Genomic DNA, 12756 nt, shown 5'->3' on the forward strand with positions numbered 1-12756 from the left:
AACGATGTCTCTGATCGAAGAAATCGACTACGGCACACCGCGCTCCAAATCGACGTCGATGGTGACGCTGACCATCGACGGCAACCAGGTCACGGTGCCCGAGGGCACCTCGATCATGCGGGCCGCGATGGATGCCGGCCACCAGATCCCAAAACTCTGCGCGACCGACATGGTCGACGCGTTCGGCTCCTGCCGCCTCTGCGTCGTCGAGATCGAGGGCCGCGCCGGCACGCCAGCCTCCTGCACCACGCCTGCCATGAACGGCCTCGTCGTGCACACCCAGAGCGAACGGCTGAAGAAGCTGCGCAAGGGCGTGATGGAGCTCTACATCTCCGACCATCCGCTCGACTGTCTCACCTGCGGCGCCAACGGCGATTGCGAATTGCAGGACATGGCCGGCGCCGTGGGCCTCCGCGACGTGCGCTACGGCTATGAGGGCGAGAATCACGTCTTCGCCAAGTCCAATGGCGGGGTGAATGCAGCCTGGATGCCGAAGGACGAGTCCAACCCCTATTTCACCTACGATCCGTCGAAGTGCATCGTCTGCTCGCGCTGCGTCCGTGCCTGCGAGGAAGTGCAAGGCACCTTCGCACTGACCATCTCGGGCCGCGGCTTCGACAGCCGCGTTTCGCCCGGCATGAGCGAGAGCTTCCTCGGCTCCGAATGCGTCTCCTGCGGCGCCTGCGTGCAGGCTTGCCCGACCGCGACGCTGACGGAAAAGTCGGTGATCGAGATCGGCCAGCCCGAGCACTCCGTCGTCACCACCTGCGCCTATTGCGGCGTCGGCTGCGCCTTCAAGGCCGAGATGCGCGGCGAGGAAGTCGTACGCATGGTGCCGTACAAGGACGGCAAGGCCAATCGCGGCCATTCCTGCGTCAAGGGCCGCTTCGCCTGGGGCTACACCAACCACAAGGAGCGTATCCTCAACCCGATGATCCGCGAGCGGATCGAGGATCCCTGGCGCGAAGTCTCCTGGGACGAGGCGTTCTCGTTTGCCGCTGCCAAGATGCGCGGCATCCAGAAGAAATACGGCCGTGACGCCATCGGCGGCATCACCTCGTCCCGCTGCACCAATGAAGAAACCTATCTGGTGCAGAAGCTGATCCGCGGCGGCTTCGGCAACAACAATGTCGACACCTGCGCCCGCGTCTGCCATTCGCCGACCGGTTACGGCCTGTCGCAGACCTTCGGCACGTCGGCCGGCACGCAGGACTTCGACTCGGTGGAAGATACCGACGTCGCGGTCATCATTGGTGCAAATCCCGCCTCCGCTCACCCGGTGTTCGCGTCGCGCCTGAAGAAGCGGCTGCGCCAGGGCGCAAAGCTGATCGTGATCGATCCGCGCCGCACCGAAATGGTGGAATCGCCGCACGTAAAGGCGTTGCACCTGCCGCTGATGCCCGGCACCAACGTTGCGGTCGTGACCGCGCTGGCGCATGTCATCGTCACCGAGGGCCTCGCCAACGAAGCCTTCGTGCGCGAGCGCTGCGACTGGGCCGAGTTCGAGGAATGGGCCGCCTTCGTCGCCCAGCCGAAACACAGCCCGGAAGCCACCGCGATCCTGACCGGCGTCGATCCGCAGGTGTTGCGTGAAGCCGCGCGCATCTACGCCACCGGCGGCAATGGCGCGATCTATTACGGCCTCGGCGTCACCGAGCACAGCCAGGGCTCGACCACCGTGATCGCGATCGCCAACCTCGCGATGGCTACCGGCAATATCGGCCGCCCCGGCGTCGGCGTGAACCCGCTGCGCGGCCAGAACAACGTGCAAGGTTCCTGCGACATGGGCTCGTTCCCGCACGAGCTGCCGGGCTATCGCCACATCTCGGGCGACGCCGTGCGCGACCAGTTCGAAGCGCTGTGGAACGTCAAGCTCAACCCGGAGCCGGGCCTGCGCATTCCCAACATGTTCGATGCCGCAATCGAAGGCACGTTCATGGGCATCTACGTGCAGGGCGAGGACATCCTCCAGTCCGATCCCAACACCAAGCACGTGGTGGCGGCGCTGTCGTCGATGGAATGCGTCATCGTTCACGACCTCTTCCTGAACGAGACCGCAAACTACGCCCATGTCTTCCTGCCCGGCTCGAGCTTCCTCGAGAAGGACGGCACCTTCACCAACGCCGAGCGCCGCATCCAGCGCGTCCGCAAGGTGATGACGCCGAAGAACGGCATGGCCGACTGGGAGGTCACCATCGCCCTCGCCAAAGCCATGGGCTTCGAGATGAACTACAGCCATCCGTCCGAGATCATGGACGAGATCGCGGCACTGACGCCGACGTTTACCGGCGTCTCCTACGCCAAGCTCGACGAACTCGGCTCGGTGCAGTGGCCCTGCAACGAGAAGGCGCCGGAGGGCACCCCGGTGATGCATATCGGCGGCTTCGTCCGCGGCAAGGGCAAGTTCATCGTCACCGAATATGTCGCGACCGACGAGCGCACCGGCCCCCGCTTCCCGCTGCTGCTCACCACGGGCCGCATCCTCAGCCAGTACAATGTCGGCGCGCAGACAAGGCGCACCGAGAACGTGGTCTGGCATGCCGAGGACCGGCTCGAGATTCATCCGCACGACGCCGAGCAGCGCGGTGTACGCGACGGCGACTGGGTGCGGCTCGCGAGCCGTGCGGGCGAAACCACGCTGCGCGCGGAGATCACCGACCGCGTCTCACCGGGCGTCGTCTACACCACCTTCCATCACCCGGACACGCAGGCCAACGTCATCACCACCGACTATTCGGATTGGGCCACCAACTGCCCCGAATACAAGGTCACGGCGGTGCAGATCTCGCCGTCGAACGGCCCGTCCGACTGGCAGAAGGCCTACGACGCGCAGGCGCAGCACTCCCGCCGCATCGCGCCGGCCGAGGCCGCGGAGTAACGGCATGCACGTGCCGGTCCAGGCCATAGACCGCGAGATCTGGCGCGACGGAGTCGCGTCCGAAGGCGCGCGCCTGATCCCGGAGGAGACGCCGCTGGCGCTGACCTATAATGGCGGCAGCTATGCCGTCATGATGGGGACGCCGCAGAATCTCGAGGATTTTGCGGTCGGCTTCAGCCTGGACGAAGGCATCATCAAGTCGGTCGATGACGTCAAGTCACTCGAGGTGGTCCGCCTCGACGACGGCATCGAGCTGCGCATGTGGCTGGCGTCGGAAGATGCCGCGCGCATCAGCGAGCGGCGGCGGCACATTGCCGGCCCGACCGGCTGCGGCATTTGCGGCATCGATTCGATCGCCGAGGCCGTGCGGCCTGCGGCCGTCGTCCCACCAGGGTCCAGCTTCACGCCGCAACAGATCATGACGGCGATGCAGGCGATCGCGCCCCTGCAATCGATCAACATGCAGACGCGCGCGGTCCACGCCGCGGCCTTCTGGTCGCCATCGAATGGCATTGTGGCCCTGCGCGAGGACGTCGGCCGCCATAACGCGCTAGACAAGCTCGCAGGTTCGCTGGCGCGCAGCCGGACGGACGCTAGCGTGGGCATGGTGCTGCTGACGAGCCGTGTCTCGGTCGAGATGGTGCAGAAGACGGCCGCAATCGGCGCCCCGGTGCTGGTCGCCGTCTCGGCGCCCACCGCGCTCGCGGTTCGCACCGCGGAGGCCGCCGGCATCACGTTGATCGCGATTGCCCGCAGCGATGGGTTTGAAGTATTCACGCACCAGAGTCGCGTTACGGCTCATCGTGCTCAGGAGATTATCGATGTCGTCGCCTGACCGCCTCGTCTACATGGCCAACCAGATCGGTACCTTCTTCAAGAGCCAGGGCCACGACAAGGCCGTGCCGGGGATCGCCGACCACATCAAGAAGTTCTGGGATCCCCGGATGAAGCGCGCGATCTTCGCCCATCTCGACGCGGGCGGCGCAGGCCTGGAGCCGAACGTGCGCGAGGCTCTCACCTCGCTGAAGCAGACGACGTCCCTTCCAGCAGCGCCGTAAATACGCGCCTCACCTCGCTCTGCGTTTCCTTCACGCGCGCCTCCAGCGACGAGAAGTCGGGCGCATCGCCGGCGCGCGCCATCACGCGCTGAAGGTCGGTGCCGGCGGTCTCGGGCTTGAAGCCGTCGCTGACGCAGAGCCGCAGGATCTGCGTCAGGTCGTGATAGAGCCGCGCCGCCGCGCGAAGGATCTCCGCCTCCGATTGCGGGAGCACGTTGAGCTTGGCGGCGTTGTCCAGAACCTGAAGGGTGCTGACGTCGAGAATTTCAGGCTTGTCATGGGCGTGCACGAGCTGGAGATATTGCGCGATGAAGTCGATATCGACCATGCCGCCTGCAGCGTATTTGAGATCCCAATGGTCGCTTTCGCCCTTCTCCTGCGCGATGGCGCGCCGCATGTCGGCGACGTCGTTGGCAATGGTCGCCCGATCGCGGCGGCGGGTCAGGACATCGCGGATGATACGCTCGATCCGCTCACGGAATTCATCCGAGGCCGATACCACGCGGGCGCGGGTCAGGGCCATGTGCTCCCAGGTCCAGGCCTCGTTGGCCTGGTAGTCCGCGAATGAGACGAGGCTCGACGCCACCGGACCGGCGCGTCCCGACGGGCGCAGCCGCATGTCGATCTCGTACAGCACACCGTAATTGGTGCGTGTGGTGAAGGCACTGATCAGGCGCTGGGTGAAGCGCGCGAAGTAGTGGGCGCCCTGAAGCGATTTGGCCCCGTCGGAGTCCGGATTGTCGCTGTCGAAATCGTAGAGCAGGATCAGGTCGAGATCGGACGATGCCGTCATCTCGCGGCTGCCGAGCCGGCCCATCGCGATGATCGCGGTCTCCTGATCCTTGATACGTCCGTGTTGGGCGGCGAAGCGTTCGGCGACAAGATCGTGCACGGTGTGGACGATGCCTTCGGCGACATCGGCGAAAGCCGTGCTGGCCTGCTGCGCCGAGACAGTACCGGAGAGAATGCGCGTGCCGATCAGGAACAGGCTCTCCTGCCCGAACAAGCGGAGACGGTCGAGAAATTCCTCATAGGAGTCGGCGTCGCGCACCGTCGCGGCCAATCGCGCCGACAATTCCTGCTTGTCCGGCATCGCGCCGAAGAATCTGGGATCGATCAGGCCGTCCATGAGCTGCGGCTTCCGCGCCAGCATCTCGCCGAGCCGCGGCGCCGCGCCGAGCACCAGCGCCACGAGCGCGACGAGATCGCGGTTCTGGCCGAGCAGCGTGATCAGCCGCCCGCCAAGCTGGAGTGCCTGGAGGAACTGATCGAACGCCACGACGGCGCGATCCGGCTCCTCGGCCCGCGCGAGGCCGTCGATCAGGGCCGGCACGAATTCGACGAAAGCGCTTCGCGTCTGGTCGTTGCGGAACACGCGGTAGTCGCCTGTGATCCAGTCGCGTATGGTCTGCGCGAGCGCGGCCGGCTTCTTGAAGCCGAGCGTCGTCAAATATTGCAGCAGGCGCGGATCGTCAGGACCTGCGCTGTAGTCGAGCGCCGGCAGCTTTGCCGTGCCGGTCGGGTCATCGCCCTCGAACAGCTTTTCGTAATGTCCCTGCACGATCTGGAGCTGCCGCAACAGGTCGCGCGCAAAGGCTTCGCGATCCGGATAGCCAAAGAAGCGCGCAAAGCGCTCGACCGCCTCCTTGTCGTCGGGCAACGCATGGGTCTGCTCGTCGGCGATCATCTGGAGGCGGTGCTCGACGCGGCGCAGGAATTCATACGCAATGGTCAGCTCGTCACGCGCGGCAAAGGTGATCCAGTTGCTGGTGGCGAGAATGTCGAGCGCGGCGAGCGTTGGCCGCACCCGCAACTCCGGATGGCGACCGCCGGCAATCAGCTGCTGTGTTTGCGCGAAAAATTCGATCTCGCGAATGCCGCCACGTCCGACCTTGACGTTGTGCCCCTCGACCGCGATCTCGCTCTGGCCGCGATAGGTCTGCATCTGACGCTTCATGTCGTGGACGTCGGCAAGCGCGGCGAAGTCGAGATGCTTGCGCCAGACGAAGGGCGCGATTTCGGCGAGCAGCGCCTCGCCCGCTTTGGCATCGCCGGCACAGGCGCGCGCCTTGATCATCGCGGCGCGCTCCCAGGTGCGCCCTTCCCGCTCGTAATAGTTCAGCGCGGCGTCTCGCGAAATCGCCACTTGCGTCGAGGACGGATCGGGACGCAGCCGCAGGTCGACGCGGAAGACGTAGCCGTCATAGGTACGCTGCTGGAGAATGCGCGCCACGCCCTGCGTCACCCGCACGAAGAACGGCTGCGGCTCGATGTCGGGCGCGAGCGTCGTGGCATCGGGATCGAAGAACACGATGAGGTCGATGTCGCTGGAATAGTTCAGCTCGCCCGCCCCCATCTTGCCCATCGCGAGCACGATCAGGCCGCAGCCCTCTTCCGGAGCTTCGGGATTGGGCGGCAGGATCTTTCCACGTGCGGCTTCCTGCCGCAGCTGGTACTGGAGCGCCGCCTGCACCGAGGATACCGCGACATCGGTCAGCGCCGCCGTCACCCGCATCACCGGCCAGACGCCGCCGATATCGCACAGCGCAGTGAGAAGCGCCGCTTCGGCCTTCATCCTGCGAAGCAGCCGCATCACCTCGGCTTCGTCGCCTGCCGCGAGCACCGCGTCCCTCGCCTCCGCGATCAGCAGGGCGAGATGCGCATCCGGATCGCATTCCAGCAACTGGATCAGCCGCAGCGGGTCAGTGCGCACCAGATCGAACAAATAGGGCGAGAATTCTGCGATGCCGGCCAGAATATCCCGCGCGAAGGGATGAGCCAGCGACACGCCAAGACGGGCCGATTGCGCCGGCTCGAGCTCGGCCAGCCAACTTTCAAGACGTCGTTCGTCGGTGGTGGAAGCGGCAATATGGGGAGCCTCCGCAAAGCGCGCGGCGAGGCTCTCACCAGTCTTGTCCGCGTTTCCCGGCGCGGAGTGGTTCATGCCACCTTCTGTGGCACATCCTGCATTGGCGGAGCAACCCTGTCGCCGGCGCGCGCCGGGAGCACCAGCGTGGCGACGAGGCCGGGCTGGGCATCACCCAGCCGCAATTCTCCGCCATGCAACGTCGCAACCGCGGCGGCAAGGCTGAGACCGAGGCCGGAGCCCGGCAGCGTGCGGCTGGCTTCAAGCCGCACGAATCGCTCGACGACATGCTTGCGGTCGGCTTCGGGGATACCAGGGCCGCGATCGGTGACGCTGAGCAGCACCTGGTCGCCCTCGCGCTTCGCCTCGATGATGATCTGCCTGGAGTCCATGCTGACCACGGTTCCACCGGTCTGCGCAACCGGCTTGCCGTACTTGATCGCGTTCTCGACCAGGTTGGCGAGCGCCTGGCTGATCAATTCGCGGTTGGCGTGAACCGGCGTCGGCTCGGCCTTGACCTTCAAGGTCATGCCATCGTCCTCGGCCAGCGGCTCGTAGAGCTCGTGGATGCCGCCCGCGACTTCGGCGGCGTCGAAATCATCCATGTTGCCGCGCGCCTGGCCGGACTCGGCGCGCGCGATCATCAAGAGCGCATTGAAGGTGCGGATCAAGCCGTCGGATTCCTCGATGGTCCGCTCCAGCGCCGCCCGGTAATCGGTCTCGCTGCCCGATTTCGCCAGCGCCTCCTCGGCACGGTTGCGCAGACGCGTCAGTGGCGTCTTGAGGTCGTGGGCGATGTTGTCGGAGACTTCCTTCAGCCCCGCCATCAGCGCCTCGATCCGCTCCAGCATCGCATTGAGGTTTTCCGCAAGACGATCGAGCTCGTCGCCGCTGCGTCCCACCGGCAAGCGGCCGCTGAGATCGCCGGTCATGATGCGCTGCGCGGTGCCGGTCATCGCATCGATGCGCGTGAGCACGCGGCGCGCGACGAAGATGCCGCCGCCGAGGCCCAGCACGACCACGATCAGGATCGACCATTGCGCGGCCTTGGCGACGATGCCGAACAGGCGCCGCCGCTCGTCGAGGTCGCGGCCGATCAGGAGGCGGAAACCGTTTTCGAGCTCGGTGACGCGCACCAGCGCGCGATGGTCGCGCTCGTCGGCGTCCTCGATCCGCTTGTAGGCCGTCTCCGACCAGCCGCGCGTCGCCATCACGCCCGGCGCCAGCGAGCCGACATTGCCGGCGATCGCCTGCCCGGTCGGCGTGGTCACGAGATAGAGGTTGGCGCCCGGCCGCAGCGCCCGGTACTCGATCGCGAGCACGAGGCCGCGCAGACCGCGACGGCCGTAGATCTCGTTGATCTCCGAGGTCTCGGCATTGACCGTCTGCGTGATTTCCTCGGTGATCAGCCGCCGCGTATTCCAGGCGAAATAGCCGAGCAGCGAGGCCGCGAAAATCGCAAACAGGAACAGGTAGACCAGCGTCAGCCGGAATGCCGTGGTGCGGACGAGTTTACCGAATGCCGTCACGGATCAGGTACCCAATCAGAGCGCTGCGCGTGCTATCACCAGTCATAGCAACTTCTCATATTCCCTTTTGTTTCAAGCAGTTACCGCATCTTATGCCGCCTAGTTCCCGGCCGTCTCTGGCGAAAAAGCGGCAAGTTGGCGCGACTCTCTTCGGAGGCATCTGGTCAGCGGAATGGAACGTTAAAGTGGCACTCAATTCGAACCAAGTTAAATCCCTGCAAGCTAGCGTTCATGCGGACGGCGGGGCTATCTGGTCATGGGCGGGAGCGGCGATCGGGTGTGGCCTTCCGCTTCACTGACCTTGACGGTAAACGGCGCGCAAATGGTGTTCGCCAGGACCGGCGAACGCGATAGCACGGCCGCGACGTACCGACGTTGAGCGGCGCGCCCAACCATCCCCGCGAATACGAGGTCACCCTGAAACGCGATCGCGTCGATCCGCGCGTCGAGGAGCGGCCCGGCAAGACCGAGGCTTGGACCGCAAGCCACTGAACCTTGCGAGATCACGGAACGGTACCCGCCCCGGCCGATGCGCCATTTCCTCGACACGCCGACGCGAAAGGACGGCGCGTGACATCCGGCGTCGTCCGCCGCGATAACACATAACATATCGAACGACGCACCTACATCAGTTCATATCAAACTGTTGCAAATGTGTATTATTTGTTCGCTAGAGAAAGCCATCAACGTTACGGGGGCTGGCGTCACAACTCGGCGGGCCGGGCTCGGTCATGGCAAGACCATGAGTCGAGATACTCCTAGCTGGGTAGAGTTATGCGACGATCAATGCCTCTCCCGCTGCCCTTGGGACCAGACAGGGTGAGATGCCCCGGTCAGGTGGAATTTCCCTGCGGTCGAGGTAGCGCCTTTTTGCTCCGAGCAACCGCCCGCCCGCCGAGGATGTGATCGACGATGGACATGCCGTTGCACAGAACCCGCGTCAACTATAGCGGTGGGCGGGAAGAGGCTTCGTGCTCGATGTCGGCCTTGATCGACCAACTGTCCGGACTGGCCCGGCGGCAATATCGGGTCATTCTCATCGTGCCTGCCGTGGCCATAGCCATCGGCCTGCTCTATCTGCTGATCACTCCCTCGCAATACACCGCGACCGCTACGCTTTTGATCGACAGCAGCACGCTGCGGGTCCTGCAGAACCAATTGCAGCCGCAGGGGGATATTCCGCTCGACACGCTTCAGGTGGGCTCCCAGGTCGAAATTCTCGCCTCGCGCAAGCTGGGACTCGACGTTGTAAGAAGCCTCAAGCTCGCCGACGATCCGGAATTCGCCGGTGGCTGGAGCCTGTTCTCGCGTCCGGACGTCACCTCAAACACGGTGGAAGAACGTGAGCAGAGGGCGCTCGATGAGTTTCTGGCCCACCGCTCTATCACGCGCGGCGACAAGACTTATGCGCTGAACATCTCATACACATCGCGTAGCCCCGAGACCGCGGCCAAGGTCACCAACGCGATCGCGGAGGCCTATATCGACGACCAGCTCGGCGCAAAATACCAGACAGTCACCCGCGCGGGCGCCTGGCTGCAGGACCGGATCAACGAGCTGAAGTCGAAGGCGGCGACAGCCGATCGCGCCGTCCTGGAGTTCAAGGAAAAGAACAACATCGTCGACCTCGGCGGACCGAACGTATCGGCCGGCAGCGCGAGCCGGCTCATCGGCGAACAACAGCTGTTCGAACTGAACAGCCAGCTCGCCGCCGCGCGCGGCGCCACCAGCGAGGCCAAGGCCCGGCTCGACCGGATCGAGCAAGTCCGGAAAATGGACGTCAGCGAGGGCGCCGTCGCAGATATCCTGAAAAACGAGGTCATTACGCGGCTCCGCAATCAGTATGTCGACCTGTCTGCGCGCGAGGCCAACATCTCGACGAGATATGGTGCGGACCATACGGCCGCGATCAACCTGCGCGACCAGATGGAGGAAACGCGCCGAAACATCCGCGGGGAGCTCGGACGGATCGCTGGCAGCTACAAGAGCGATTACGAGATCGCCAAGACGCGCGAAGAAAGTTTGGAGCGGTCGCTGGCCAGCCTGGTATCCGAGGGCCAGCTCACCAACCGCGATCGGCTTGGATTGGCCGAGCTCGAAAGCTCGGCCAAGGTATATCACACGCTCTACGACACTTTCCTGCAGCGTTATATGGAGGCGATACAGCAGCAGTCGTTTCCGATCACCGATGCACGCGTGATCAGTCCAGCCGTCGCGCCGAAGAAGAAGAGCAAGCCGGTGGCGTCATTCGTCCTTGCCATCGCGCTCACGATGGGCCTGATGGCGAGCTTTGGAATTGCAGCCTGGCGCGAGGCAGTCGACGGCGTCTTCCGCACGGGATCGCAGGCCGAACAGGAATTGGGCGTCCGTTGTCTGTCGGTGATTCCGCTCGCGGCTGGACAGGCACCTCGTGCACCATCACCTCCGCGATCGATCGCGACCGGATTCGATGCAGAGGCCGGTCGACTGGGTCCGCCGCCGCAAACCGTGGAGAACGTGGCGGCGGATACACCCCATTACGCATTCATCGATCCGTTGAAGCGACGCGCGGTCGACGATCCGATCTCGGTCTTCACCGAAGCGTTTCGCGCAATCAAGATGAGAGCGTGGCTGGAATCCACCATCCGCGAGAACAGGCTGATCGGAATCACCTCGACCGTCGCGGGTGAAGGCAAGTCCACTGTTGCCGCGAACCTTGCGTCGCTGTTGGCCGATGCCGGTCGACGCGTGATCCTGATCGACGCGGACCTGCGCAATCCTACGCTTGCCCGCTCGCTCACGCCACGGCCGTCAACCGGATGGCTGGAGGTGCTGAGCGGGAAGATTGATCTCGCACAGGCCACGGGCCGAGACGCCGCCACGGGACTGGCGCTGCTGCCTCTGCTGCTGACCGAAGCTCCGGTCCATTCCGACGAAGTGCTGGCCTCGCAGGGATTTCGAACCCTGCTTGATCGACTGCGCGAAAGCTATGATTATGTTATCGTCGACCTTCCGCCGATCGCACCCGTCGTCGACGTGCGTGCGATCGTCCCGGTGATCGACTCCTTCGTGTTCGTGGTAGAATGGGGAAGCACCAGGATCAAGGCGGTGCGGCGTCATCTGCTAGCCGAGCCGGACCTTCACGATCGCCTGCTTGGCGTGGTGCTGAACAAGGCCGATCTGAGGGTTCTCGAAAAATTTGAGCAGCCGGGTGTTTATCAGAATGGATACTACAGAAGTGGCAGCTAGAGGTGCCGTTGAATCGATACCGAGAGGACGCCGCGCCGGATCCCCGCTTCGGCGGGGGCGAGCCCTCGGATGAGCAAGCGGATCGCTCTCATCACCGGCGTGACCGGTCAGGACGGCGCCTATCTCGCCGAATATTTGCTGTCGCTCGGCTATGTCGTGCACGGCGTCAAGCGGCGCTCGTCCTCGTTCAACACGGCGCGCGTCGATCACCTCTACCAGGACCCGCATGTCGGCAACGTGCCGTTCCTGATGCACTATGGCGACATGACGGATTCGACCAATTTGATCCGCCTGGTGCAGCAGATCCGGCCGACCGAGATCTACAATCTCGCAGCTCAAAGCCACGTCGCCGTCAGCTTCGAGAGCCCGGAATACACCGCCAACGCCGACGCGATCGGCGTGCTGCGCCTCCTGGAAGCGATCCGCATCCTCGGCATGGAGAAGGAGACGCGGTTCTACCAGGCCTCGACCTCCGAGCTCTACGGCCTGGTGCAGGAGATCCCGCAGAAGGAGACGACGCCGTTCTATCCGCGCTCGCCCTATGGCGTTGCAAAACTCTACGGCTACTGGATCACGGTGAACTACCGCGAAGCCTACGGCATGTTCGCGTCGAACGGCATCCTGTTCAACCATGAGAGCCCGATCCGCGGCGAGACCTTCGTGACCCGCAAGATCACCCGCGGCGTCGCCCGTATCGAGGTCGGGCTGGAACAGACGCTCTATCTCGGCAATCTCGAAGCCAAGCGCGACTGGGGCCATGCCCGCGACTATGTCGAGGGCATGCACAGGATCCTGCAGGCCGACAAGCCCGATGATTTCGTGCTCGCGACCGGCGAGATGCGCTCGGTGCGCGAGATGGTCGAGCTGTCCTTTGCCCATGTCGGCCGCCGCATCGCATGGCGCGGCAAGGGCGTCGAGGAGACCGGCGTCGATGAGGCGAGCGGCAAGACCGTGGTAAAGATCGATCCGACCTATTTCCGTCCGACCGAGGTCGATCTCCTCGTCGGCGACGCCAGCAAGGCGCGCGAGGTGCTCGGCTGGACGCCGAAGCGCAGCTTTGCCCAGCTTGTCGAGGAGATGATGACGAGCGATCTGGCCGAGGCAAAACGGGATGCGGCCAGTGGCAAACGCACCGTTTGAGCTGAGGGGCAAAAGCGTCTATGTCGCCGGCCATCGCGGCATGGTCGGAGCCGCGCT

At 64.5% G+C, this 12756-nt stretch carries 7 protein-coding genes; 5 read left to right on the plus strand and 2 right to left on the minus strand.

Annotated features, from left to right (window positions below):
• Positions 1–4 precede the first annotated feature (4 nt).
• The 3 genes from fdhF to IVB46_RS23865 are packed head-to-tail and all read left to right on the plus strand — an operon-like array spanning position 5 to position 3936.
• Entirely contained in the window at positions 5–2878 is a 2874-nt protein-coding gene (fdhF, locus tag IVB46_RS23855) for a formate dehydrogenase subunit alpha (protein WP_247343556.1), read from the plus strand.
• Between the two features lie 4 nt (positions 2879–2882).
• On the plus strand, positions 2883–3713 hold the full coding sequence (fdhD, locus tag IVB46_RS23860) for a formate dehydrogenase accessory sulfurtransferase FdhD (protein ID WP_247308537.1): 831 nt from the start codon (positions 2883–2885) through the stop codon (positions 3711–3713).
• Positions 3700–3936 (plus strand): formate dehydrogenase subunit delta, encoded by a 237-nt coding sequence (locus IVB46_RS23865; RefSeq protein WP_028151503.1) that lies wholly within the window; start codon positions 3700–3702, stop codon positions 3934–3936. Before fdhD ends, IVB46_RS23865 begins: the two co-directional genes overlap by 14 nt.
• Here IVB46_RS23865 and IVB46_RS23870 read toward each other — a convergent pair.
• On the minus strand, positions 3893–6880 hold the full coding sequence (locus IVB46_RS23870) for a bifunctional [glutamine synthetase] adenylyltransferase/[glutamine synthetase]-adenylyl-L-tyrosine phosphorylase (protein ID WP_247308536.1): 2988 nt from the start codon (positions 6878–6880) through the stop codon (positions 3893–3895). The genes IVB46_RS23865 and IVB46_RS23870 overlap by 44 nt on opposite strands.
• Positions 6877–8331, minus strand: coding sequence for an ATP-binding protein (locus tag IVB46_RS23875; RefSeq protein WP_085400602.1), 1455 nt, complete (start codon positions 8329–8331; stop codon positions 6877–6879). Before IVB46_RS23875 ends, IVB46_RS23870 begins: the two co-directional genes overlap by 4 nt.
• Positions 8332–9249: 918 nt before the next feature.
• Here IVB46_RS23875 and IVB46_RS23880 point away from each other — a divergent pair.
• Positions 9250–11559 (plus strand): polysaccharide biosynthesis tyrosine autokinase, encoded by a 2310-nt coding sequence (locus IVB46_RS23880; RefSeq protein WP_247343561.1) that lies wholly within the window; start codon positions 9250–9252, stop codon positions 11557–11559.
• 69 nt (positions 11560–11628) lie between these two features.
• Positions 11629–12699 carry a GDP-mannose 4,6-dehydratase gene (gene gmd / locus IVB46_RS23885; RefSeq protein WP_247343564.1) on the plus strand — a complete coding sequence of 357 codons (1071 nt, stop codon included), beginning with the start codon at positions 11629–11631 and terminating at the stop codon, positions 12697–12699.
• The last annotated feature ends 57 nt before the right edge of the window (positions 12700–12756 follow it).

The organism is Bradyrhizobium sp. 61, assembly GCF_023073075.1.
GTDB classification, from domain to species: Bacteria; Pseudomonadota; Alphaproteobacteria; order Rhizobiales; family Xanthobacteraceae; genus Bradyrhizobium; species Bradyrhizobium barranii.